21 protein-coding genes are annotated in these 23021 nt (G+C 72.6%); 12 read left to right on the forward strand and 9 right to left on the reverse strand.

The features are described from left to right. Nucleotides 1-2 precede the first annotated feature (2 nt). The 3 genes from AC0KTA_RS30540 to AC0KTA_RS30550 all read left to right on the forward strand — a co-directional run bounded on the left by AC0KTA_RS30540 (nt 3) and on the right by AC0KTA_RS30550 (nt 3518). A complete protein-coding gene (locus AC0KTA_RS30540) occupies nt 3-818 on the forward strand; it encodes a DUF1684 domain-containing protein (protein ID WP_481051425.1) in 816 nt (271 codons plus the stop codon). A 239-nt stretch (nt 819-1057) separates the two neighbouring features. Further along, nucleotides 1058-1957: a S1 family peptidase gene (locus AC0KTA_RS30545; RefSeq protein ID WP_481051426.1), complete on the forward strand. Its 900-nt coding sequence runs from the start codon at nt 1058-1060 to the stop codon at nt 1955-1957. A gap of 475 nt (nt 1958-2432) precedes the next feature. Next, entirely contained in the window at nt 2433-3518 is a 1086-nt protein-coding gene (locus tag AC0KTA_RS30550; protein ID WP_481051427.1) for a S1 family peptidase, read from the forward strand. A gap of 62 nt (nt 3519-3580) precedes the next feature. On the opposite strand, the gene AC0KTA_RS30555 is transcribed toward AC0KTA_RS30550, so the two are convergent. The 3 genes from AC0KTA_RS30555 to AC0KTA_RS30565 all read right to left on the reverse strand — a co-directional run bounded on the left by AC0KTA_RS30555 (nt 3581) and on the right by AC0KTA_RS30565 (nt 6617). Continuing rightward, complete coding sequence (locus tag AC0KTA_RS30555; protein WP_481051428.1) at nt 3581-4024, reverse strand: subtilase-type protease inhibitor; 444 nt, start codon at nt 4022-4024, stop codon at nt 3581-3583. A gap of 340 nt (nt 4025-4364) precedes the next feature. Next, nucleotides 4365-5510: an AAA family ATPase gene (locus AC0KTA_RS30560; protein WP_481051429.1), complete on the reverse strand. Its 1146-nt coding sequence runs from the start codon at nt 5508-5510 to the stop codon at nt 4365-4367. 99 nt (nt 5511-5609) lie between these two features. Beyond that, entirely contained in the window at nt 5610-6617 is a 1008-nt protein-coding gene (locus tag AC0KTA_RS30565) for a DUF3533 domain-containing protein (protein ID WP_481051430.1), read from the reverse strand. A 166-nt stretch (nt 6618-6783) separates the two neighbouring features. Here AC0KTA_RS30565 and AC0KTA_RS30570 point away from each other — a divergent pair, with 166 nt between their 5' ends. Together AC0KTA_RS30570 and AC0KTA_RS30575 are read left to right on the forward strand one after the other, a co-directional pair. Next, nucleotides 6784-10284, forward strand: coding sequence for a DNA polymerase III subunit alpha (locus AC0KTA_RS30570; protein WP_481051431.1), 3501 nt, complete (start codon nt 6784-6786; stop codon nt 10282-10284). After that, nucleotides 10281-11279, forward strand: a complete 999-nt coding sequence (locus tag AC0KTA_RS30575; protein WP_481051432.1) for a DNA polymerase Y family protein — start codon at nt 10281-10283, stop codon at nt 11277-11279. The genes AC0KTA_RS30570 and AC0KTA_RS30575 overlap by 4 nt, the downstream gene beginning before the upstream one ends. Before the next feature lie 68 nt (nt 11280-11347). Here AC0KTA_RS30575 and AC0KTA_RS30580 read toward each other — a convergent pair whose 3' ends face one another. After that, nucleotides 11348-12406 carry a lytic polysaccharide monooxygenase auxiliary activity family 9 protein gene (locus AC0KTA_RS30580; RefSeq protein ID WP_481051433.1) on the reverse strand — a complete coding sequence of 353 codons (1059 nt, stop codon included), beginning with the start codon at nt 12404-12406 and terminating at the stop codon, nt 11348-11350. A gap of 161 nt (nt 12407-12567) precedes the next feature. Next, a complete protein-coding gene (locus tag AC0KTA_RS30585) occupies nt 12568-13260 on the reverse strand; it encodes a response regulator (RefSeq protein WP_481051434.1) in 693 nt (230 codons plus the stop codon). 151 nt (nt 13261-13411) lie between these two features. Here AC0KTA_RS30585 and AC0KTA_RS30590 point away from each other — a divergent pair, with 151 nt between their 5' ends. The 4 genes from AC0KTA_RS30590 to AC0KTA_RS30605 are packed head-to-tail and all read left to right on the forward strand — an operon-like array spanning nt 13412 to nt 16914. Beyond that, the gene (locus AC0KTA_RS30590; RefSeq protein WP_481051435.1) at nt 13412-14395 is read left to right on the forward strand and encodes a Bug family tripartite tricarboxylate transporter substrate binding protein; all 984 of its coding nucleotides are present in this window, start codon (nt 13412-13414) and stop codon (nt 14393-14395) included. Beyond that, complete coding sequence (locus tag AC0KTA_RS30595) at nt 14392-14949, forward strand: tripartite tricarboxylate transporter TctB family protein (RefSeq protein WP_481051436.1); 558 nt, start codon at nt 14392-14394, stop codon at nt 14947-14949. Before AC0KTA_RS30590 ends, AC0KTA_RS30595 begins: the two co-directional genes overlap by 4 nt. A 1-nt stretch (nt 14950) precedes the next feature. Beyond that, a complete protein-coding gene (locus tag AC0KTA_RS30600) occupies nt 14951-16459 on the forward strand; it encodes a tripartite tricarboxylate transporter permease (RefSeq protein WP_481051437.1) in 1509 nt (502 codons plus the stop codon). Then, nucleotides 16456-16914 carry a GNAT family N-acetyltransferase gene (locus AC0KTA_RS30605; protein ID WP_481051438.1) on the forward strand — a complete coding sequence of 153 codons (459 nt, stop codon included), beginning with the start codon at nt 16456-16458 and terminating at the stop codon, nt 16912-16914. Before AC0KTA_RS30600 ends, AC0KTA_RS30605 begins: the two co-directional genes overlap by 4 nt. A 42-nt stretch (nt 16915-16956) precedes the next feature. Here AC0KTA_RS30605 and AC0KTA_RS30610 read toward each other — a convergent pair whose 3' ends face one another. Beyond that, nucleotides 16957-17118 (reverse strand): hypothetical protein, encoded by a 162-nt coding sequence (locus AC0KTA_RS30610; protein WP_481051439.1) that lies wholly within the window; start codon nt 17116-17118, stop codon nt 16957-16959. 125 nt (nt 17119-17243) lie between these two features. On the opposite strand from AC0KTA_RS30610, the gene AC0KTA_RS30615 reads away from it, so the two are divergent. Beyond that, entirely contained in the window at nt 17244-17870 is a 627-nt protein-coding gene (locus tag AC0KTA_RS30615; protein ID WP_481051440.1) for a class I SAM-dependent methyltransferase, read from the forward strand. A 60-nt stretch (nt 17871-17930) separates the two neighbouring features. Here the strand turns inward: AC0KTA_RS30615 and AC0KTA_RS30620 are convergent, their stop codons facing one another. Together AC0KTA_RS30620 and AC0KTA_RS30625 are read right to left on the reverse strand one after the other, a co-directional pair. After that, the gene (locus tag AC0KTA_RS30620; protein WP_481051441.1) at nt 17931-18443 is read right to left on the reverse strand and encodes a ribonuclease FAU-1 family protein; all 513 of its coding nucleotides are present in this window, start codon (nt 18441-18443) and stop codon (nt 17931-17933) included. Further along, a complete protein-coding gene (locus AC0KTA_RS30625) occupies nt 18418-19356 on the reverse strand; it encodes an N-acetyltransferase family protein (protein WP_481051442.1) in 939 nt (312 codons plus the stop codon). The genes AC0KTA_RS30620 and AC0KTA_RS30625 overlap by 26 nt, the downstream gene beginning before the upstream one ends. A 114-nt stretch (nt 19357-19470) precedes the next feature. Between AC0KTA_RS30625 and AC0KTA_RS30630 the strand changes: the two genes are divergently transcribed. Next, nucleotides 19471-19863, forward strand: a complete 393-nt coding sequence (locus tag AC0KTA_RS30630; RefSeq protein WP_481051443.1) for a GntR family transcriptional regulator — start codon at nt 19471-19473, stop codon at nt 19861-19863. 453 nt (nt 19864-20316) lie between these two features. On the opposite strand, the gene AC0KTA_RS30635 is transcribed toward AC0KTA_RS30630, so the two are convergent. Then, a complete protein-coding gene (locus tag AC0KTA_RS30635; RefSeq protein ID WP_481051444.1) occupies nt 20317-21411 on the reverse strand; it encodes a DUF5925 domain-containing protein in 1095 nt (364 codons plus the stop codon). 129 nt (nt 21412-21540) lie between these two features. On the opposite strand from AC0KTA_RS30635, the gene AC0KTA_RS30640 reads away from it, so the two are divergent. Beyond that, nucleotides 21541-22977 (forward strand): GH39 family glycosyl hydrolase, encoded by a 1437-nt coding sequence (locus AC0KTA_RS30640; protein ID WP_481051445.1) that lies wholly within the window; start codon nt 21541-21543, stop codon nt 22975-22977. Nucleotides 22978-23021: the final 44 nt, after the last annotated feature.

The following is a 23021-nucleotide window of genomic DNA, read 5'->3' on the forward strand; positions in this document are numbered from 1 at the left end:
CCATGAGCACCACCGACGACACGCTCGACGCCGCCGTGCGGGACTTCGAGCAGTGGCACGAGCAGCGCACCGCCACCGTCTCCGCGCCCTACGGCCCGCTGACCCTCACCGGCACGCACTGGCTCGCCGACCACCCCGACGGCACGCTGCCCGGGCTGCCCGGACACTGGGCGGAGGACGGAGAGGAAGTGGTCCTGACGGCCGCGCGGGGCGACGGGCTCACCCTCGACGGTCAGCCCTTCGCCGGTACGGCCCGTCTGGCGCCCGACCCCGGACCCGTCACCGCCGCCCGGCTCGGGCTCGGCGAGCGGCGCCTGGTCGTGCTGCGCCGCGAAGGGCTGTGGGCGGTGCGGGACTTCGACCCGGACGCCCCGGCGCGGCGCGCCTTCGCCGGGATCGACGTGACCGGGCACGACCCGCGCTTCGCGGTCGAGGGCCGCTTCACCCCGTACGCGCAGGACCGCACCGTGCGCGTCGGCAACGCGGACGGTGTGGAGCGCGGGCTCGGGCTCGGCGGGGAACTCGCCTTCACGCTCGCCGGGCGCGAGCACACGCTGCAGGTGAGCGTCGAGGGCGACGGATCGCTGTGGGCGGTGTTCGCGGACGCGACCAGCGGCGTCTCCAGCTACCGCTTCCGCTTCCTGCGGCCCGCCGCACCCGACGAACAGGGCCGTACGACGGTCGACTTCAACCGGTCGCTGCTGCCGCCGTGCGCCTTCGCCGACCACTTCATCTGCCCCTTCCCGCCGCCCGGCAACACCCTCACCGCCGAGATCGCGGCCGGGGAACGGAACCTTTCGGCGCGTCGGGACGTCTGACGGAGAGCCGATGACCCAGAGCCCCGGTGGCGTACGCAGGTGCGATCCACCGGGGCCGGTTGGCGTGTATCCGTCGGTGCGGCCGAAAGGCACCCTTGTGCGGGGTCGGGCGGCAGCCAATACTCCCGAGCAGCGCTTGTCAGGGGCACGGCGTAACCGGAATCCGTCCTGTCCTTGGCTGCGCCTCACGGGCCCCCAACCCACATGGGCCCCCTGACTTCCCTCGGGAGGAACCAGCAGTGAGGATCAAGCGCACCACCCCCCGCAGCGGTATAGCGAGACACGCCCGCACGGTCGCCATCGCGACCGGGCTCGTGGCCGCCGCCGCACTCGCCGTGCCCGCCGCCAGCGCGGACGAGGCACGCACCTACAGCGCCTCCGACCTCACGGCGGCCAGCGACGCCGTCCTCGAGGCGGACGTCGCGGGCACCGCCTGGAACGTCGACCCGAAGACCAAGCAGGTCGTCGTCACCGCCGACACCACGGTCTCCAAGGCGGAGATCGCCAAACTGAAGCAGGCGGCGGGCGACAACGCCGGCGCCCTGAAGATCGAGCGCACGCCCGGCAAGTTCCAGAAGTACATCTCCGGCGGCGACGCCACCTACGCGTCCAGCTGGCGCTGCTCGCTCGGCTTCAACGTCCGCAACGGCAGCACCTACTACTTCCTCACCGCGGGCCACTGCACCGACGGCGCGGGCACGTGGTGGGCCAACTCGGCGAAGACGACCGTGCTCGGCACCACGCACGGCTCCAGCTTCCCGACGAACGACTACGGCATCGTGCGCTACACGAACAGCTCCATCACCAAGTCCGGCACCGTGGGCAGCCAGGACATCACCCGGGCCGCCGACCCGACGGTCAACCAGTCCGTCACGCGCCGCGGTTCCACCACCGGCACCCACTCCGGCCGCGTCACCGGCCTGAACGCGACGGTGAACTACGGCAACGGCGACATCGTGTACGGCATGATCCGGACCACCGTCTGCGCCGAGCCCGGCGACAGCGGCGGCCCGCTCTACTCCGGCACCACGGCGCTCGGCCTGACCTCCGGCGGCAGCGGCAACTGCTCCTCCGGCGGCACGACGTTCTTCCAGCCGGTCACCGAGGCGCTGCGCGCGTACAACGTGAGCGTGTACTGATCCTCGTACGCCGCACACGGCACTTGGCAGGGCCCCGCGCGGTGCCCCGCTGAAAACGGAACAGGAGCCCCCGCCCAACTCCCGGGCGGGGGCTCTTCGCTGTCCCGGGAGCGTTCCGGGAGCTCCCCGCCGATGTACCGGAGCGTTCCGGCGGCGTTCCGGAGCGTCCTGGCGGCGTCGAGAACCGGACAGGACTAGTCCTCACCCGCTGCCGTCCGCCGCTCGCACGCGGTGTTTGCAGCGGGAACCGACGTGGTGAGACCACGGACGGTCAACAGGGCGCGGCCGAAAGGTCATTGTCGGGCGGGCGTCCTGAAGTAGACCTTGTGTGCGACCGTGCACGCTGGGAATAGTGGGCGACGTCCTATTGGCATGGACGCGGCTTATCCAGCGTCGCTTCCCCATGCGCGTACGCCTTTCGGCCGCCGAGGCCCCCACACCGGAGCGGACCGGACCCCCCACAGGAGGACGTCAGTTGAAGCACCGCCGCATACCCAAGCGCCGGGCCGCCATGGCAGGCGCGGGCGTCGTCGCCCTCATCGGCGCGGCCGTCACCTTCCAGACTGCGAACGCGAGCGAGGACACCCCCACCCCCAAGCCGGACACGCTCTCCGTCGCGAAGGCCGGAAAGCTCGCCTCCTCGCTCGACAAGGAGCTGGGCGCCGATGCCGCGGGCACGTACTACGACGCGCAGGCCAAGAACCTCGTCGTGAACGTGCTCGACGACAGCGCCAAGGACGCCGTCGAGTCGGCCGGGGCCAAGGCCAGACTGGTGGAGAACTCCCTCGCCGAGCTCAAGGGCGCCCACACGGCGCTCACCGACAAGGCCTCGATCCCGGGCACGTCCTGGGCCACCGACCCGGCCACCAACAAGGTCGTCGTCACCGCGGACCGCACCGTCAAGGGCGCCGACCTGAAGAAGCTGACCTCGGTCGTCGAGGGCCTCGGCGAGAAGGCCGAACTGAAGCAGTCCAAGGGGGAGTTCAAGCCCTTCATCGCCGGTGGCGACGCCATCTTCGGCGGCAGCAGCCGCTGCTCGCTCGGCTTCAACGTGGTCAAGGACGGTGCGCCGCACTTCCTGACGGCGGGCCACTGCACCGAGGCCGTCACGAGCTGGTCCGAGAAGCAGGGCGGCCCGGCCATCGGTGAGAACGCGGGCTCCAGCTTCCCCGACAACGACTACGGCATCGTCAAGTACAGCGGCGACACCGCCCACCCGAGCGAGGTGAACCTCTACAACGGCAGCACGCAGAAGATCACCAAGGCCGGTGCCGCGACCGTCGGCCAGGAGGTGCAGCGCAGCGGCTCGACCACGCAGCTGCACGACGGCAAGGTCACGGGCCTGGACGCCACCGTGAACTACGGCAACGGCGACGTCGTCAACGGGCTCATCCAGACCGACGTCTGCGCCGAGCCCGGCGACAGCGGCGGCGCGCTCTTCGCGGGCGACACCGCCCTCGGCCTGACCTCCGGCGGCAGCGGTGACTGCTCCGCCGGCGGCGAGACGTTCTTCCAGCCGGTGCCGGAGGCCCTGGAGGCCTTCGGGGCGGAAATCGGCTGACGCCTGGTTCGACGCACGACGGGCCCCGGAAGCCGTGTGGCTTCCGGGGCCCTTTCGCGTGCTCAGAAGTTGAAGACCTGGCCCTGACCCACCGTCAGCGCGCAGGGGTTGGCGAAGGTGTGCTCGTAGTTGACCCGGCGGCCCTCCCAGACGCCCTGGGCGGTGACCACGATCGGGTTCCACTCCTTGGTGCAGGCGCGGTTCGACGGCGCCTTGGTCACCTTGTCGAACTTGCCGCCCACCGCGCGCAGTTGGTCGCAGGCGCCGGGCGCGTCGGGGTGGCTGCCGACCCCGGTGGAGGAGCAGCCGAGGGTCACGGCCCGCTGGATGGAGGCGGTGGCGGCCTTGTCGCCGTAGCCGATGGTGAGCACGAGCTCGGAGGGCGCGTAGCCGCTCGTGGTGGCGGCGGCCGGAGGCGTGGCCTCGGGCGCGGCGGTGGCCGCGGTGGCCAGACCGCCGAGCGCGAGGGTGGCGCCCAGAGCGATCCCCCCAGAGATGTACCGCATTTCGAACACTCCCTTGCTTGTCGTTACGGATAACGAACGGAACGGATCGGAGTCTTGCTCAGGGCGACACCGAAAGCACGTCGATCACTTACTTTCAGTCGTTGGTTGAAAACTGTGTGTAGTGGCGTGAAGGAAGGGGCCCTCACGGTCGGTCGGCGTCTCGTGCACCACGTGTGACCGGCGGGAAGGGGGAATCGGGGGGAAGTTCCCGGATAGCCGGAATGTGCGGCGAGGGTCCGGGGGAGTGGGGTGCGGCACTCCGGTTGGGCCTCCCGGGTGGGGTGGAAATGGCCGGATCCGGAGCGCGGGAACGATTTTGTGAGCTTGCTGAGCGGTGCGCTCAGCGCTTGGGCCAGTACCAGAGAGGCTCGTCGAGCAGACTTTCGCGGCCCGCCACCGTCGTCTCGCCCGACTGCTTGACCAGCTCTATGGAGTTCACGTCCACGCGGTGGCGGCGCGCCCCCTTGGCCACCGCCTCCGCCAGCGGGTCGGCGTGGGTGACGAGGACGATCTGGGTGTCCTCGGCCGCGGTGAGGATCAGGTCCGCGAGGGGGCGCAGCAGGTCCGGGTGCAGGCTGGTCTCCGGCTCGTTCAGGACCAGGAGCGAGGGCGGCCGGGGCGTGAGCAGCGCGGCCGCCCACAGCAGATAGCGCAGCGTGCCGTCGGACAGCTCGGCGGCGCCGAGGGGGCGGGTCAACCCCGCCTGGTGCAGCTGGAGTTCGAACCGTCCGCCGTTGTCGGCGATCCGCACCCGCGTGCCCGGGAAGGCGTCGGCCACGGCCGCGTCCAGGGCATCGGTGTCGCCGATCTCGCGGATGGTCTGCAGGGCCGCGGCCAGGTCGGCGCCGTCGTGGCCGAGGACCGGGGTGCGGGTGCCGATGCGGGCGGCGCGGGCGGGCGCCTCGGCGTCCGTGCGGACGTGGTCGTAGAACCGCCAGGAGCGGATCAGCTCGCGCAGCCGGAGCAGGTCGGGCGCGAGCTGCGGGTCGGCCAGCTCGCTCAGCATGCTGTCGTACGGCCGGATGCCCTGCGTGCGGTGCCAGCCGCCGTCCGCCGTCCGCGTGCGCACCGCCGGGCCCGCGCGGTCGCAGAGCAGCGCGGCGGGGCGGAGCACCGGGCCCGCCCAGGTGCACTCCCGCTTGATCTCCGGGTCCAGGTTGAACAGGGACGGGGCCGCGCCCACTCCCGACGTGGGCAGGGGGTGCCCGAAGTCGACCGCGTATCCGAACTCGTCGCCCGCGAAGCCCAGGCGCATGCTTGTCGCCTCCGCCTTGGCCTCGCCCGCCCACAGGGCGGATTGCAGGCCGCCTTCGCGGGCCAGGGCTGCGACTGAGCCTCCGCTTGCGGAGTCCGCCAATAGGCGTAGGGCTCTGTACAGGCTGGACTTGCCTGTGCCGTTGGCGCCTGTGATGACGTTCAGGCGGTCCAAGGGGACGATCAGTTTGCGCAGGGAGCGGTAGTTCTCGACGGCGAGTGTGCGGATCATGTCTTTCAGGCTCGCAGACGGGTCTGACAGTTGCCCTGGGCGTGGGGTTCTCACGGGGCTTCGCCCCTGGCCCCCCTTTCGCCGCTTCGCGGCTCGTCCTCAAGCGCCGGACGGGCTATTACGCTTCCGCATCGCCGTCAGTAGTGTCACCGCCGTTCCCGCCACCGCCCATGCCGAAAGGATCAGGAGGGGGCCTGTCACCGCGTTGCCCTTGAAGTACGCGATGGAGCGGGCCACCCAGGTGCCGGCGCCGGGGGGTAGTGCGGGGCCGATCGCCTCCCAGAACGGGGGCAGCATCGGCAGGGGGAAGGCGCCGCCCGCGCTGGGGTTGCCCGCCACCACGATGACGAGTACGGCCAGGCCGATGCCGACGACGCCGGTGAGTGCCTCCAGGGCGAGTGTGAACGCGCCGACCGCGAAGGTGATGAGGGCGCCCAGGCCCCACAGGCCCATGATCGAGCCGGGCAGGGCGCCCAGGATCGGGCCGATGATGACCGCGCCGCCGAGGCCGCCCGCGAGGGAGAGCAGGGCCATGGCGGCGAGGCGGATCGCCGCGCGCTGCGGGTTGGCGGGCTTCGAGCCCGCGCTGATCGACATGATCGAGGCGCACAGATAGCCGCCCACGCACCAGCCGACGACCAGGTAGAACGACGAGAGCCCGTTGAAGTCCTGGGACGAGGCGGCGGCCACGTCGACGGTCTTCACCGTGCGCTTCTGGGCGCCCTCGGCCTGGGTGGTGATCGTCTCCAGGGCGTTGGCGAGGGCCTTGCCGCCGCCGGAGGCGACCAGGAGGGTGTCGGTCGCGCCCCGGGGATCGACGATCAGGGCACCGTCGATCTTCCGGTCCATGATCTGCTTCCGCGCCTCGGCCTCGTCCTTGACCACGCGCGGGTCGAGCGGCTCGCCGGGCAGCCTCCCCAGCTGGTCCTTGGCCTGTGCGGCCGCCTCGCCGGGGGCGACGACTCCGAAGGGCACGTCCGTCGGCTTCGGGTTGTGCAGCGCCCCTACGTAGGAGGCGATGAACAGCAGCTGCAGGGCGAGCACACCGATGACGAGCAGGGCTGCTCGCGGGGTGACGGCGTTCTTCAACTCGTCGGCGAAGGTCATGCCCCCACGCTCCGAGGCGGCCGGGGGTCACGCAGGCGGGGTGGGCCGAATGGATGACGGGGCGGGAGGGGCGGGAGAGGCGTCACACACGGGTATCGAACGTTGGTTCGAAAGTTGGTCTATGGTGGAGGAGGGGACGAGCGAGCGGAAGGTTCAGGAGGTGCGTGTGCCCGGGTTCACGCATCTGCACACCGTCTCCGGGTTCTCCCTGCGGTACGGGGCCTCGCATCCGGAGCGGCTGGCCGAGCGCGCCGCGGAGCGGGGCATGGACGCGCTCGCGCTCACCGACCGGGACACCCTCGCGGGCGCGGTCCGGTTCGCCAAGGCCTGCGAGAAGGCGGGGGTGCGGCCGCTGTTCGGGGCGGAGCTCGCGGTCGAGCCGCCGGTGGCTCCGGAGCAGGACGGGCGGACCGCGCGGCGCCGGGCTCCGGTGCGCGGTGGTGCCTTCATCGACGAGTCGACCCCGCGCGTGACCTTCCTCGCCCGGGACGGCGCCACCGCCTGGGCCGAGCTGTGCCACCTGGTCAGCGCCGCGCACCGCGGCGGTGAGGGCCCGCCCGTGCTGCCCTGGGAGGACTGCCGCGGCGACGGCCTGACCGTGCTGCTCGGCCCCGCCTCCGACGTCGGCCGCGCCCTCGTCGCGGGCCGCCCCGACCGCGCCGCCCGCCTCCTGGTCCCCTGGCGCGAGCGGTACGGCGACGCGCTGCGCCTCGAAGCCGTCTGGCACGGCCGCTCGGGCACCGGACCCGGCTCCCTGCGCCTGGCCGCCCGCACCGTCGGCTTCGCCGCCGAACAGCGCCTTCGCCCCATCCTCAGCAACGCCGTCCGCTACGCCGACCCCGGCCAGGGCCCTGTCGCCGACGTCCTCGACGCCGCGCGCCGCCTCGTGCCCATCGACCCGACCGGGCCGCTCGACACCGGCGAGCGCTGGCTGAAGGGCGAGGCCGCCATGCTGGGCGTCGCCGAACGCGTCGTGGAGGCCGCGGGCTTCCGTCGCGACACCGCGTACCGCCTGCTCGAACAGACGCGGGCGGCCGCCGCCGAGTGCCTGGTCGACCCCCAGGACGACATCGGTATCGGCTCCGTGCGCTTCCCCGAGCCGGGCCTGGTCGGCGCCGGGCGCCGCACCGCGCAGCGCGTCCTCGCCTCGCGGGCCGCGGCCGGCATGGTGCTGCGCGGCTACGACCGCCGCCCGGACGCCCGCGCGTACTGGGAGCGGGTGCACCACGAGCTGGACATCATCGCGTATCACGGGTACGCCTCCTACTTCCTGACGGTCGCTCAAGTCGTCGACGACGTACGGGACCTGGGCATCCGGGTCGCGGCGCGCGGCTCCGGCGCCGGGTCCCTGGTCAACCACCTGCTCGGCATCGCGCACGCCGACCCGGTCGAGCACGGCCTGCTCATGGAGCGGTTCCTGTCCGTGCGGCGGCGGGTCCTGCCGGACATCGACATCGACGTGGAGTCCGCGCGCCGCCTGGAGGTCTACCGCGCGATCATCGGCCGGTTCGGCGAAGAGCGCGTGGCGACCGTCGCGATGCCGGAGACGTACCGGGTGCGGCACGCGATCCGCGACGTGGGCGCCGCCCTGTCCATGGACCCCGCCGACATCGACCGGATCGCCAAGGCCTTCCCGCACATCCGCGCGCGCGACGCCCGCGCAGCGATGGAGGAACTGCCCGAACTGCGCGCGGTGGCGGCGGAGGCGGAGCGGCACGGCCGCCTCTGGGAGCTGGTCGAAGGGCTCGACGCGCTGCCCCGGGGCGTCGCCATGCATCCGTGCGGCGTGCTGCTCTCCGACGCCTCGCTGCTCCGGCGCACCCCCGTCATGCCCACCAGCGGCGAGGGCTTCCCGATGTCCCAGTTCGACAAGGAGGACGTCGAGGACCTCGGCCTGCTCAAGCTCGACGTCCTCGGGGTGCGGATGCAGTCGGCGATGGCGCACGCGGCCGCGGAGGTCGAGCGGGCCACGGGCACTCCGCTCGACCTGGACGCGATCCCGCCGGGCGACCCGTCGACGTATCGGCTGATCCGCTCCACCGAGACGCTCGGCTGCTTCCAGATCGAATCGCCCGGCCAGCGCGACCTGGTGGGCCGCCTGCAGCCCGCGACCTTCCACGACCTGGTCGTGGACATCTCCCTGTTCCGCCCCGGGCCGGTCGCCGCCGACATGGTGCGGCCGTTCATCGAGGCCCGGCACGGCCGTGCGCCCATCCGCTATCCGCACCCCGACCTGGAGGGACCGCTGAAGGAGACCTACGGAGTCGTCGTCTTCCACGAGCAGATCATCGACATCGTGCACCTCATGACCGGCTGCGGGCGCGACGAGGCCGACCGGGTGCGGCGCGGGCTCTCCGACCCCGAGTCGCAGGGGCGCATCCGCGTCTGGTTCGCGCAGGCGGCCGCCGCCAAGGGGTACTCCGCAGAAACGATCACGCGCACCTGGGAGATCGTCGAGGCCTTCGGTTCGTACGGCTTCTGCAAGGCGCACGCCGTGGCCTTCGCCGTGCCGACGTACCAGTCCGCGTGGCTCAAGGCCCATCATCCGGCGGCCTTCTACGCGGGGCTGCTCACGCACGACCCCGGCATGTACCCCAAGCGGCTGCTGCTCGCGGACGCGCGGCGGCGCGGGGTGCCGGTCCTTCCGCTCGACGTGAACCGGTCCGCGGTCGCCCATCGCATCGAACTGGAGTCCGAATCAGGGAAGTGGGGCCTGCGGCTCGCGCTGTCCGACGTGCACGGCATCAGCGAGGCGGAGGCGGAGCGGGTCGCGGCCGGACAGCCGTACGCCTCGCTGCTCGACTTCTGGGAGCGGGCCCGGCCGAGCCGCCCGCTCGCCCAAAGGCTTGCCCAGGTGGGGGCGTTGGACGCGTTCGGCGCCAACCGCCGTGATCTGCAACTGCACCTGACGGAGCTGCAGCGCGGCGCCCGGGGCGGGCGCGGCCCCCAACTCCCGCTCTCCGGCGGCCGGCAGACCGCCTCCGCGGGACTGCCCGACCTCGACGACGCGGAACGCCTCAGCGCCGAGCTCGGCGTGCTCTCCATGGACGCGTCCCGGAATCTGATGGACGATCACCGTGCCTTCCTCGACGAGCTGGGCGTGGTCTCCGCGCGCCGCCTGCGCACGGCGCGGCACGGCGACACGGTCCTGGTCGCGGGCGCCAAGGCGGCCACCCAGACCCCGCCGATCCGCTCCGGCAAGCGTGTCATCTTCTCCACCCTCGACGACGGCACCGGCCTGGTCGACCTGGCCTTCTTCGACGACGCTCACGCCGCCTGCGCCCACACCGTCTTCCACTCCTGGCTGCTTCTCGTACGCGGCGTGGTGCAGCGGCGCGGTCCGCGCAGCCTCAGCGTCGTCGGCTCGGCGGCGTGGAACCTCGCGGAGCTCGTGGAGCTGCGCCGCGAGGGCGGGCTCGACGCGGTGGCGCTGCGCTTGGCCGAGCGGGGGGTGGCGGGGCCGGATGCGGAGGCCGTCCCGGACGCGGAGGGTGCCCCGGCGGCGGAGGGTGCTCCGGAGCCCGGCCAGGGTGATCCCGTGAACGGGCGGCGCATCCGGATGGAGACCGGATACGAGATGCACCCCTGGGCCGACCTCCAGCCGCCCGGCGAACGGGCCGCCACGGGACGGAAGTTGTGGCACCAGAGTCCGGGGAGCGCGGGATGAACACGTTGTACGTACGTTTCCTGACCTCGGGCGAAGAAGCTCTGCTGCCCCAACTCCTCGCCGTCGTCGGCGAGTTCACGCCCGTCGTCGAGGCCCTGCCGCCCGACGCCGCGCTCGCCGACGTGAGCGGGGCGCGGCGCTACTTCGACCGGGACGTCACCGGGATCGCCGCCCTGATCCGGGTGCGGGCGCTCGCGCTGTACGGCGTCGACTGCGTGATCGGCGCCGGGCCCGGGCCGATGCTGGCGCGGATGGCCGCGCGGGACGCCGCGCCCGGGGTGACCCGGGTGGTGCCCGCGGCCCCGGACGCGGTCGCGGAGTTCCTCGACGGCAGGCCGGTCGCCGAGCTGCCCGGCGTCGGCCGCGCGGGCGCCCGCACCCTGTGCGAGTACGGGCTCGACACCGTCGGCAGGGTCGCCGCCGCGCCGCTGTCCACGCTGCAGCGGCTCGTCGGCGCGCGGGCCGGGCGCGAGCTGTACGACAGGGCGCACGGCGTCGACCGCGCCCGCGTCGCCCCGAACGCGGTCACCCGCTCCCTCGCCGTCGAACGGCCCTTCCCGCGCGACGAGTTGGACCCGCACCGGCACCGGCGCGCGCTGCTCTCCGGCGCCGAGGAGCTGGGCGTCCGGCTGCGCGGCGACGCCCAGGTGTGCCGCTCCCTGACGCTCACCGTGCGCTACGCCGACCGCTCCGTCACCACTCGCACCCGGGCGCTGCCCGAGCCGACCGCGCACGCGGCCGCGCTGACGGCGGCCGCGTACCGGATGTACGAGGCGCTCGGCCTCCAGCGCGCCCGGGTGCGCGCCCTCGCCCTGCGCGCCGAAGGCCTCACCCCCGCCGCACTCGCCGCCCGCCAGCTGACCTTCGACCCCGCCGACGAGAAGGCCCGCCGCATCGAGGCGGCGGCCGACCGGGCCCGGGAGAAGTTCGGCCCGGGCGCGATCGTGCCGGGGACACTGGCGGGCGCCCGGACGGCCTCCCGCCGCGAGGGGTGACGATCAGTGCCCTCCAACTGATGGAGATGACACTGGCGTCGGTGGACATCGTCGGGCGGACTGCCCGCTCAGCGGCCGTGGCGGCCGCCGGTGGCCGCGCGGCGGCGGGTCGTGGCGAACATCGCGGCCGCGCCGACCGCCAGTGCCGCGGCGCCGCCGATCGCGATGTACGCGGTGTCGCTGTCGCCGCCGGTCTCGGCGAGGTTCTCGTCGGCGGCGACGGGCTCGCCCGCGGCGCCCTTCACCTCGGGCTGGTTCCCGGAGCCCGCGGACCCGGCCGACTCGCCGGGCGCGGCCGCCGCGTCGTCCCCGGTGTCCTCGGCGGGTTCGGCGGGCCCGGCCTCCGTGACCTTCGGCCCGGTCTTCGCGTCGCTGTCGCCGTGGCCCCGGTGCTCCACGGACGACTTGCCCGCACCGTCCGCTATCTCCTTCTCGGAGGGCGCGGAGGCGGCGGGCGCGGCGGCCCCGGCGCCCGCCCCCGAACCGCCGCTGTCCTTGCCGAACACCACGTCGGAGCAGGTGTAGAAGGCCTCGGGGGAGTCGGAGCGCTGCCAGATCGAGTAGACCAGGTGGCGGCCGGACTTGGCGGGCACCTTCCCCTGGAAGACGTAACTGCCGTTCTCCAGCTTCGGGTCGGTGACCTTCGCGAAGGGCCGCGCCTCCAGGTCCGACCACTTCAGGGGCTTCGTCGGGTCGTACGAGTCCTTGGTGATGTACAGCTCGAAGGAGCCCCGGTGCGGGGCGGTGGCACGGTACTTGAAGGTGTGGTCACCGGCGGAGAGCTTGGAGGACGGCCAGTCGGCGCGCGGCAGGTCGAGCCCCTTGTACTTGTCGTTCCCGGCGCTGCACAGCTTCCCGTCCGGGATGATCTCCTTCGACTTGCCCGCGGCGTTGGCGATGTTGACGCCGTTCCAGTCGTACAGGGCCTGCGTCCCGCCGGCCGCCACGACCGCCTTGCACGCCGCCGACTTCGGCGCCTCCGGCCCCTCCTGGAAGCAGGCGGACACCCGGCTCACCGGGTCCGTCATCGAACCGTGCGCGGTGGCGGGCGCCGCGGCGAACACGGTCAGGGCGAGCGGGGCGACACCCGCGGTGGCGATCGCGGCGACCTTGCGTGCAGCAGTCATGGGGGGATCTCTCCTAGGGCGACGATCAGGTGGGGGCGGGCGGGGCGCGAACCCCGCGGCGATCAGCAAACTAGCCCCCGGAACCCCCGAATTCGCCTGCTGGGAGCGGGTGACGGCGATCCTTATGCTCGCGTTAAGGACCCCCTCAGACTGCCCTCAGGTCACCTCACCCCCACCCACCGATACCGCCGCTCCGGCCGCCCCGCCCCGCCGTAGCGCAGCGTCACCTCCGCCCGCCCCGTGTCCGCGAAGTACTCCAGGTAGCGGCGGGCGCTGACCCGGGAGAGCTTGCCCGCCTGAGCGCATTCGGTGGCGGAGAGGCCGGCGGGGTGGGCGCGGAGGGTGTGTTCCACCAGGTCCGCGGTGTGGGCGGCGAGGCCCTTGGGGAGCTCGCGGGAGCCGGGCGGGCGGGGGCCGAAGATCTGGTCGACGTCCTCCTGGCGGGCCTCGGCCAGGCCGTCCAGGCGGGCGCGCAGGGCCGCGACGTGCCGCAACTGCTCCTGCAGGGCCGCCTGGTTGAAGGGCTTGATCAGATAGTGCAGGGCCCCGGCACGCAGCGCGGCACGCACCACCTCCGCGTCCCGCGCCGCCGTGATGAACAGGACGTCCACCGGCGCCCGCCCGGGATCCCGCTCCTCCGCCGCCCGCAGCTCCCGCAGCACCGCGATGCCGTCCATGTCCGGCAGATATACGTCGAGCAGCACCAGGTCGGGCCGCAGCAGCTCCGCGGCGCGCAACGCCTCCGCCCCGCTGTGCGCCACGCCCGCCACCGTGCATCCGGCCACCGTGGCCACGTAACGGCTGTGCAGCTTGGCGACCATGAAGTCGTCGTCGACGACCAGCACCCTTGTCATCGGACCCGCACCTTCGTCATCGCCGCAGGCTATGAGCGTGACCACAAGGACCACAACGTCCGTTGATTCCGGAACAGAGACAGGTTCTTAACGCCCGGGCAACATGTGGGCCACTTCACCCACGTATCCGCTCAGACAGGCGGTGGCACCCGTGCGACTACGCACCCCCTTGGCCCTGTGCGGCGCCGCGCTCCTCGTGCTCGTGGGGCCGCCGCTGCTCACCACGGGCAGCGGCGACGACACCGGCACCCGGATCCCCGGCCTGCGCCTCATGGTCCCCAACACCCCCGGAGGCGGCTACGACATCACCGCCCGCACCGCCGCCAAGAACGCGGAGGACGCCGGACTCACCCACAACATCGAGGTGTTCAACCTGCCCGGCGCCGGCGGCACCGTCGGCCTCAGCCGCCTCGTGGGCGAGCACGGCAACGGCAAGCTCGCGATGTCCATGGGCCTCGGCGTCGTGGGCGCCGCCCGCTCCAACCACGCCCCCAAGACCCTCGCCGACACCACCCCGATCGCCCGCCTCACCGAGGAGCAGGACGTCGTCGTGGTGTCGAAGAACTCCCCGTACAAGACCATCGGGCAGCTCATCGACGCCTGGAAGAAGAGGCCCGGCAAGATGCCCGTCGGCGGCGGCTCCTCGCCCGGCGGGCCCGACCACATCGCCCCCATGCTGATGGCCCGCGCCGCCGGCATCCCGCCCAAGGACGTCAACTACGTGCCCTTCGACGGCGGCGGCGAACTCCTCGCCTCGATCCTCGGCAGCAAGGTCGCCTTCGGCGTCTCGGGCGTCGGTGAATACCTGGACCAGATCAAGTCCGGCGAACTGCGGCTGCTCGCCGTCACCGGACCGAAGCGGGTCAAGGGACTCGACGGGCCCACCCTCAAGGAGTCCGGCTACGACGTGGACTTCACCAACTGGCGCGGCATCGTCGCACCGCCCGGACTCTCCGACGCCGAACGCGCCAAGCTCACCGCGCTGATCAAGAAGCTCCACGACTCCCCGGAGTGGCGCGACTCCCTGAAGAAGAACGGCTGGGACGACGCCTTCCTCACCGGCGACAAATTCGGCGACTTCCTGGACGCCCAGGACAAACGCGTCGTATCCGTACTGAAGGAGCTGGGCCTGTGACGACCGCCGAGCCCACCGAGCCCACCGGGCACGCCGAGGAAGCCCCGGAGCCCCGCTCCTGGCGGACCTGGCTGCGCGAGCACTCCGAACTCGGCGTCTGCGTCATGCTGCTGGCCCTCGGCGTCGTCGTCCTCACCGACGCCCTCACCATGGACGTCGAGATCGCCCAGCGCGGACCGATCGGGCCGAAGACCGTCCCCGTCGCCGTCGGCATCGGGCTGCTCGTCGTCTCCGTCCTGCTCGCCGTCGACGTGCTGCGCGGCGGCCGCGGCGAGGCCGAGGGTGGCGAGGACATCGACCTGTCCGAGCCCGCCGACTGGCGCACCGTGCTGCTGCTCGCGGGCGTCTTCCTCGCCACGGCCGTCCTCATCGAGCCGGTCGGCTTCCCCGTCGCCGGCGCCCTGCTCTTCTGGGGCGCCGCCTACGCCCTCGGCAGCCGCGCGGTCCACCGCGACCCGCTCATCGCGGCCGGGCTCTCCCTGGTCACGTACGCCGTCTTCAACAATCTGCTCGGAGTGCCGCTGCCCGGCGGCCCCCTGATGGGAGTGCTGTGACATGAACGCCTTCAGCTCCCTGATTGACGGCTTCGGCACCGCCCTCACCCCCATCAACCTCCTGTGGGCCGCGGTCGGCGTCCTCCTCGGCACGGCCATCGGCGTGCTGCCCGGCATCGGCCCCGCGATGGCGGTGGCGCTGCTGCTCCCGGTGACGTACGGGCTCGAACCCACCGGCGCGTTCATCATGTTCGCGGGCATCTACTACGGCGCGATGTTCGGCGGCTCCACGACGTCGATCCTCCTCAACACACCGGGGGAGAGCGCCGCGGTCGTGGCCGCCATGGAGGGCAACCCGATGGCCAAGGCGGGGCGCGGCGCGCAGGCCCTCGCCGCCGCGGCCATCGGCCACTTCGCGGGCGGCATGATCGGCACGATCCTGCTTGTCGCGCTGGCCCCGAAGGTCGCCGACCTGGCCGTGGACATCGGCGCGCCCGACTACTTCGCCATCATGGTGCTGGCGTTCATCGCGGTGACGTCGGTGCTCGGCTCGTCCCGCATCCGCGGCCTGGCCTCCCTGCTGATCGGCCTCACCCTCGGCCTGGTCGGGCTCGACCAGATGACCGGCCAGCAGCGCCTGACCTTCGGCTCGCTCCAACTCGCCGACGGCATCGACGTGGTGATCGTCGCGGTGGGTCTGTTCGCGATCGGCGAGGCGCTGTGGGTGGCCGCGCATCTGCGCCGCACCGCCGGCCGCGCGATCCCCGTGGGCCGCCCCTGGCTCGGCAAGAAGGACGTGCAGCGCACCTGGAAGTCCTGGCTGCGCGGCCCGCTCATCGGCTTCCCGTTCGGCGCGATTCCCGCGGGCGGCGCGGAGATACCCACCTTCCTCTCCTACGTCACCGAGAAACGCCTCTCCAAGCACAAGGACGAGTGGGGCAAGGGCGCCATCGAGGGCGTGGCGGGCCCGGAGTCCGCGTCCTCGGCATCGGCAGCCGGCACCCTCGTCTCGATGCTGACCCTCGGCCTGCCCACGACCGCCGTCGCGGCCGTCATGCTGGCCGCCTTCCAGCAGTACGGCATCCAGCCGGGCCCGCTGCTCTTCGAGCGCGAATCGGAGCTGGTGTGGGGCCTGATCGCGTCCCTGTTCGTCGGGATGGTGCTGCTGCTCGCCCTCAACCTGCCCCTCGCCCCGCTCTGGGCGAAGCTCCTGCGCATCCCGCGCCCCTACCTCTACGCGGGCATCCTCTTCTTCGCGGCCGTCGGCGCCTACGCCGTCGGCGGTGAGGCGCTCGACCTGGTCATCCTGCTGGTCATCGGCCTGATCGGGTTCGGCATGCGGCGCTATGGACTGCCCGTGCTGCCCGCCGTCATCGGCGTCATCCTCGGCCCCAACGCCGAGCAACAGCTCCGCCGCGCCCTGCAGATCAGCGACGGCAGCGTGCGCGGGCTCGTGGACACGCCGTTCTCGGTGTCCGTGTACGTCGTGGTCGCGCTGATCATGCTGTGGCCGCTGCTGCGGAAACTGGCGCGCGGCCTGCTGAAGTCCCGCCGTAATGTGGCGGAATGACGCACGAGATCCGCCTCGCCGAAGCCGCCGACGTGCCCGCCGTGAAGGCGGTCACCGACGCGGCGTACCACCACTACATCGCCCGCATAGGCCGCGTGCCCGCCCCCATGGAGTCGGACCACGCGCAGAACGTGGCGGCGGGGCGGGTGTACGTCACCGGGGACGCAGAGGGCACAGTCGTCGGCCTGGTGGTCCTCTATGCATACGAGGACCACCTCTACCTGGACAACATCGCCGTCCACCCCGACGCGGCCGGCAAGGGAATCGGCGGCCGCCTGCTGGCCTTCGTGGACGCACGGGCGCGCGCCCTGGGGCTGCCGGAGATCCGGCTCTACACCAACGCGATGATGTGGGAGAACCAGAAGATCTATCCCCGGTACGGATACGAGTTCGTGGAGCGGCGCGTAGAGGGAATCTACGACCGCTTCCACTACCGCAAGCGACTCACGGACTGAAGACTCACGGACTGAACCAGCCGACTGTCCCGGCCGCCCCGGCTATTCCGTGGGCCACCAGACGCGCTGGACGTCTCTGCGGACCTCGGGCCGCTCCCGGGCCCGCCGGTCCGTGCCCTCCCGGCCCTCCAGTGCCTCCCGGCTCTCCCGCGCGCGGCGCGCGGCGGACTTCACGACGGTCTTGTGCACGGTCACTCGGCGCATGACGGCCTCCCTGCCTACCCGTCCTGCCGTACCCACCGAACAGCTCGGCGACACAGCGGTAGACCAGTCCGGCGAGCGTTTCTCATCGCGGGCCGATTGTCAGTGGCGGGTGTCACGATCGGCGCATGACGTTTGACGTGGGTACTTGTGAGGGCGACGACGGCTCCGCCATCGACTGGGACGCGCAGGCCGCGGATTTCGACGAGGAGCCCGACCACGGGCTGCGGGACCCGCTGGTGCGCGCTGCCTGGGCGGACCGCCTCGCCGACTGGCTGCCGGACGAGCCGGGCGACGTCCTGGACGTGGGGTGCGGCACGGGCAGCCTGTCACTGCTCGCGGCCGCGCGGGGGCACCGCGTGACCGCGGTCGACCTCTCCCCGGAGATGGTGGCGCTGGCACGGGTGAAGCTCGCGGGGCACGGGGCGCGGGTCCTGGTGGGCGACGCGGCCCGGCCGCCCGTCGGGGAGCACCGCTTCGACGTGGTCCTGGCCCGCCACGTGCTGTGGATGCTGCCGGACCTGGAGGCCACCCTGCGCCACTGGCACGCACTGCTGCGCCCCGGCGGCCGTCTGATCCTCATCGAGGGCGTCTGGGGCACCCTGAGCCCCGTCGGCATCCCGGCCGCCGACCTCATACGCGCGCTGGCCCCCTTGGTCCCGCACACCCGCTCGGAGCGGCTGTCGGGGGACGCGCGGTTGTGGGGGCGGGTGGTGGAGGACGAGCGGTACGCGGTGGTGGGCGTGACGGCGTGACGGCGTGACGGCGTCACGGCATGACCGACGGCATGACGTTGTGACGGCGTGCGGTGGTGGTCAGTTGTGGGTGCGGGGGAAGGAGTCGCCTGCCTTTGCCAGGGCTTCGAGATCGTCCAGGGCGGCGCGGGCCGCAGCCGCCGCTTCGGGGTCCGTCGTGGGCAAGGCGCTCGCGGCGAACTCGTCCTCGTCCAGGCGGACGATGGTGGTGCCGTCCGCGGAGCACCACAGGTCGAGGTCGAGGTCCTCCACGGTCAGCAGCGCGCCCTCGCGCACGGCGGGGCGGGTGACGTCGCAGTACCAGCCCTTGAGGGGGCCGTCGGCGGCGTACACCTCCTTGACGGAGTACCAGCGGTCCCGCCAGAAGTGTTCGACGAACACGTCGCCCGGCTCGAAGCGGACGAAGCCGAAGTCCCGTACGCCCGCGCCCGCCCAGGGCGCGCGGACCGTGACGCGGGTGCCGTCGTCCGCGAGCAGGCGTGCCGGATAGCGCATCTTCGTGCGGCCCGCCTTGAGGAGGACGACCTCCATGTCGGACGGCTCGGCCTTAGCCCCAGTCGAGGGTGCGGACATGACGTACCTCCGTGTCACAGATCTCGTAGCCGAACCACCTGTTGATCGCGAGCATCGGCTCGTTGCCCGCGTCGTTGCCGGTGAACGCCTCCGTGAACCCGGCGGCCCGCGCCCGGTGCAGTGAGTCGTTCTTGGCGAGCTTGGCCAGACCGCGCCCGCGGTGGGCGCGCGCCGTCCCCGTCATGCCGCTGGAGTAGCGGGACGCGTCGTCCGTGCGGGCCACGCTGAACGCGGCGGGCCGGCCGTCCACGACGGCGACGGTGGTCAGTTCGTGGTTCACCAGGGGGTGGTGCCAGGTCTCCGCCAGCCAGTGCTCGTAGTCGGTGAACTCGGTTGCCACATCGCTCGGTTCGTCGGCGACCGTCTCCGCGTCCAGGTCGAAGACCGGGCGGGGGTCGGCGGCGAAGTCGGCGGCGGTGCGCAGCTCGACGCCGGCCGGCGGGGGCTGGAGGGGCGGCAGGTCGGCCTTCGCCAGGTCCAGGCGGAGGAAGTGCGCGGAGCGGCTCGCGCGGTAGCCGCGGTGGGTGGCGAACGCGCGGTTCTGCGGGGTGTCCAGGACCCAGGAGTAGAGGGTCGTCGCGCCCTTGCCCGCCAGATACTCCTCCGCCGTGCGCAGCAGCAGCGAGCCCGCGCCGAGGCCGCGGCGCTCCGGGTGGACGTAGATGTTGGCGGAGCCCTGGCCGGGCTCCGGGCTGTCGTACGCGACGCTTGTCTGCGCGGTGCCGATCACCTCGCCGTCGGCCTCCGCGACCAACTGGCGGTAGTGCGCGTCGGGATGGGCGTGCGCCGCGTCGAACGCCACGGAGGCGGACGTGGCCAGCATCGCGGGCAGGCAGGCGCGGCGGATCGCGGCGAACGCCGTGGTGTCCGCGGGGTCGGTGGGGCGCAGGGCGCGGACCAGGACTTCCGTCATGGTGCGGACGGTACGCGGGGTGCGCGGCGGGCCGCCTCTCCTTTTTCCCGGGTTCCCGGGCTTCCGGGTTCCGGGGTTCCCGGCTTTCCCGGGCGGGTGCGGGACAATCGGCGCGTGACGTTGAAGATCGTGATCGATGAGGGTGCGGGGGGCCGGGCCGTGCCCGCGCCCTACGAGCAGGTGCGGGCGCAGATCGCCGAGCAGGCGCGGGGTGGTGCGCTGCCGGTCGGATACAAGCTGCCGACCGTGCGGGGGCTCGCGGAGGCGCTGGGGCTCGCCGCGAATACCGTCGCCAAGGCGTATCGGGCGCTTGAGGAGGACGGGGTGATCGAGACGCGGGGGCGGAACGGGACGTTCGTGGCCGCGGCGGGGGACGCGGCTGCTCGGGGGGCGGCGGGGGCGGCGCAGGCTTACGCCGAGCGGGTCCGGCGCCTCGGCCTCTCCGAGGAGGCCGCGGCGGCGGCGGTTCGGGACGCACTGCGCGCGGCGTACGGCTCGTCTGGCTGACCCGGCACCGGGGTTGCCCCCGGGCGGGGCCCGCTTGGTGTAACGGTCCCGTCGGCCTGGGGGTGCCCTTCCCCGCACATATCGGCACCGTCGGCCTGGGCTGTGCCCACCCGTGCCGCCCTGCGGCACGACTGCCCACAGCGGGGGCCCTCCCCACACATAACGGGCCCGTCGGCCTGGGCTGTGCCCACCCGTTCCGCCGTGCGGAACGCCTGCCCACAGCGGTGGAGGCGGGCGTGTGGCTGCTCACAGCGGTGGAGGCGGGCGTGTGGCTGCCCGCAGCGGGAGGGCGGAACGCTGCTTGCAGCAGCAGGGGGCGAACGGGTCCCCCCCCACGACCCGCGGACGCCGGGCGGCCTTTCGTGGCACTGGCGGCCTGAGCCTGCTGGCCGACTGGAAACGGGTGGGCGGGTGGGAGAGTTCCGCCGCGGAGCGGCGGGGTAGGGCAGCCGCCTACAGGTACAAGCCGGCGTCAGCCCCGTCCCGGGCGGACGGGACCGCGGTCGGGGTGGAACCCCGCCGCAGCGCGTACAGCTCGGCCAGCGTCGCGCCCTCGCGGGAGACACCTTCGGACGTACCGAGCCAGTCGACCGACTCCGCGAGGGTGAGCGGACCGACCTCGATCCGGGCGAGGCAGCGCCCGGGCCGCACCACGGCGGGATGCAACCGCTCCAGGTCCTCGTTGGTGGTGACACCGACGAGGACATTGCGGCCCTGCCCGAGCAGCCCGTCCGTGAGGTTGAGGAGACGCGAGAGCGCCTGGCCCGCCGTGTGCTTGGCCTCACCGCGGATCAACTCGTCGCAGTCCTCGAGGAGAAGCAGCCGCCACCGCCCCTTCGCCGTGCCGTCGTCCTCCCCGATGGCGATGTCCATCAGATACCCGACGTCGGAGAACAGCCGCTCCGGGTCGAGGACGCAGTCCACCTGGCACCAGTCCCGCCACGACCGCGCGAGCGTGCGCAGCGCGGACGTCTTGCCGGTGCCGGGCGGCCCGTGCAGGAGCAGCAGCCGCCCCGAGATGTCCTCCGGAGTCGTCTTCATCAGCTTGTCCATGGCGTCGGCCACCGGCGCGGTGTAGTTCTGCCGCACCTCGTCCCACGTACCCGCGGAGATCTGCCGCGTCGTGCGGTGCGGCCCGCGCCGCGGCGAGACGTACCAGAACCCCATGGTGACGTTCTCCGGCTGCGGCTCGGGGTCGTCCTGCGCCCCGGCCGTGGCCTGCTCGAGGACCTCCTCGGCGAGCTCCGCGGTGGTGGCCGTGACCGTGACGTCCGCGCCGCGGTTCCAGCGGGAGACGAGCAGCGTCCACCCCTCGCCCTCGGCGAGCGTGGCGCTGCGGTCGTCGTCGCGGGCGGCCCGCAGCACCGTCGCGTCCGGTGGCAGCAGCGCGGAGCCGGGCTTGACGCGGTCGATGTTGGCGCTGTGCGAGAACGGCTGCTCGCCGGTGGCGAAGCGGCCGAGGAACAGCGCGTCCACGACGTCGGACGGGGAGTCGCTGTCGTCGACGTTGAGCCGGATCGGCAGGGCGTCCTGAGGGTTCGCAGACATGCCGCCATGATCCGTCACGCATGCGCCCTCGTGCACGCGGTTTCCCCACTGCGCCGCCCAACGCGCCGTGACCCGGCCGTCACGCGGAACCACCCCTACCGCCAAGGTGCGCCGTTACTCTGGCCCTTGATGGGACGTCATGGGTGGAATGCGGATGCGCGGCGGTGGCGTCTCACCGCCCTCATCGGTGTGGGCCTGACCGCGCTGGCCCTGGTCGTGACGGTCCTCGCCCTGCCCGAGGACGACGGCGGCAGCACGGCGGGCACGACCCCGGACGGCGACAAGGTGCACGGCACCCCCGCGCGCCCGCCCGGCGCGCCCGACCCGCGGGTCGGCTGGGGCTTCACCCACACCCAGTACAGCGCCGACGAGGGCGAGGCCCCGGCCGTCGCCCGCGCCCAGCGGCTCCTGAAGGACCAGCGGCGGCCGCTGCCGCAGATCCAGCACGTCATGGGCTGGGGCGCCGGCAACCCGGAGCCGGTCAAGGGGCGGTACGACTTCGAGGCGATGGACCGGCGCATGGACTTCATCCGCGCCACCAAGGGCACCCCGGTCGTCACCCTGTGCTGCGCCCCGGACTGGATGAAGGGCGGCAAGTCCGGCTCCGACAACACGAACTGGACCCAGGCCGCCCTGGAGACCGCGCCCCGCCCCGAGCACTTCGACGACTATGCCGCCCTGGCCGCGACCGTCGCCAAGCGCTATCCGGACGTACGGCACTTCATCGTCTGGAACGAGTTCAAGGGCTTCTGGAACACCGCCGAGGCCCGCTGGGACCACGAGGGCTACACCAAGCTCTACAACCTGGTCTACAAAGCCCTGAAGAAGGTGAACAAGAAAATCCAGGTCGGCGGTCCCTACCTCGTCATGGACAGCCTCGACCCCCGCCAGACCGAGAACGCCTCGAAGGACGTCGCGGGCCCCTGGGGCCGCCTGGACCAGCGCGCCCTCGACGCCTTCGACTACTGGAACAGGCACAAGGCGGGCGCAGACTTCGTGGTCGTCGACGGCTCCAGCTACACCGTGGACGACGAGCTGCTGCCCGACGAGTTCCGCGCCACCGACAAGCTCACGGCCGTCGGCCGCTGGGCGCGCGAGCGGACCGGCGGCCTGCCGCTGTGGTGGGCCGAGTACTACGTGGAGCCGGGCGACGGCCAGGACAACCGCGACGACTGGTCCGAGGCGCACCGCGTCGCCGTGCACGCCGCCGGCCTGATGGCGATGGCCCGCGGCGGCGCGACCAGCGGCTTCTACTGGAATCCGCAGAAGCGCGGCGACAAGCGCGGCGAGAAGTGCGCGGGCTGCCTGTGGAGCCCGACGCACCTCGCCGACGGCGGCCGCGAGCGTCCCATACTGCGCCTGCTCGCCCGCTTCGCCGACGCCTTCCCGCCCGGCACGCGGTACGAGAAGGTGTCCGTCGCCGCCGACGACGTACCGAACGTACGCGTTCTCGCCGACGACAAGACCGTCCTCGTGGTGAACATCCTCGACCGGAAGATCAGCGCGAAGATCGACGGCAAGCGGTTCGACATGGCCGGGTACGAGGTGAAGTGGCTCAAGCGGTAGGCCACTTCACCCCAGCCCAGCCGTAAGCCACTTCACCCGACGCC

The sequence above is a fragment of the Streptomyces sp. Y309 genome, assembly GCF_056712025.1.

Excerpts from the sequence above, each read along its gene's own strand:
- AC0KTA_RS30540 (WP_481051425.1), top strand. The coding sequence starts at position 3 with ATGAGCACCACCGACGACACGCTCGACGCCGCCGTGCGGGACTTCGAG.
- AC0KTA_RS30555 (WP_481051428.1), bottom strand. The coding sequence starts at position 4,024 with ATGCGGTACATCTCTGGGGGGATCGCTCTGGGCGCCACCCTCGCGCTC.
- AC0KTA_RS30560 (WP_481051429.1), bottom strand. The coding sequence starts at position 5,510 with ATGATCCGCACACTCGCCGTCGAGAACTACCGCTCCCTGCGCAAACTG.
- AC0KTA_RS30565 (WP_481051430.1), bottom strand. The coding sequence starts at position 6,617 with ATGACCTTCGCCGACGAGTTGAAGAACGCCGTCACCCCGCGAGCAGCC.
- AC0KTA_RS30575 (WP_481051432.1), top strand. The coding sequence starts at position 10,281 with ATGAACACGTTGTACGTACGTTTCCTGACCTCGGGCGAAGAAGCTCTG.
- AC0KTA_RS30580 (WP_481051433.1), bottom strand. The coding sequence starts at position 12,406 with ATGACTGCTGCACGCAAGGTCGCCGCGATCGCCACCGCGGGTGTCGCC.
- AC0KTA_RS30585 (WP_481051434.1), bottom strand. The coding sequence starts at position 13,260 with ATGACAAGGGTGCTGGTCGTCGACGACGACTTCATGGTCGCCAAGCTG.
- AC0KTA_RS30600 (WP_481051437.1), top strand. The coding sequence starts at position 14,951 with ATGAACGCCTTCAGCTCCCTGATTGACGGCTTCGGCACCGCCCTCACC.
- AC0KTA_RS30605 (WP_481051438.1), top strand. The coding sequence starts at position 16,456 with ATGACGCACGAGATCCGCCTCGCCGAAGCCGCCGACGTGCCCGCCGTG.
- AC0KTA_RS30610 (WP_481051439.1), bottom strand. The coding sequence starts at position 17,118 with ATGCGCCGAGTGACCGTGCACAAGACCGTCGTGAAGTCCGCCGCGCGC.
- AC0KTA_RS30615 (WP_481051440.1), top strand. The coding sequence starts at position 17,244 with ATGACGTTTGACGTGGGTACTTGTGAGGGCGACGACGGCTCCGCCATC.
- AC0KTA_RS30620 (WP_481051441.1), bottom strand. The coding sequence starts at position 18,443 with ATGTCCGCACCCTCGACTGGGGCTAAGGCCGAGCCGTCCGACATGGAG.
- AC0KTA_RS30625 (WP_481051442.1), bottom strand. The coding sequence starts at position 19,356 with ATGACGGAAGTCCTGGTCCGCGCCCTGCGCCCCACCGACCCCGCGGAC.
- AC0KTA_RS30635 (WP_481051444.1), bottom strand. The coding sequence starts at position 21,411 with ATGTCTGCGAACCCTCAGGACGCCCTGCCGATCCGGCTCAACGTCGAC.
- AC0KTA_RS30640 (WP_481051445.1), top strand. The coding sequence starts at position 21,541 with ATGGGACGTCATGGGTGGAATGCGGATGCGCGGCGGTGGCGTCTCACC.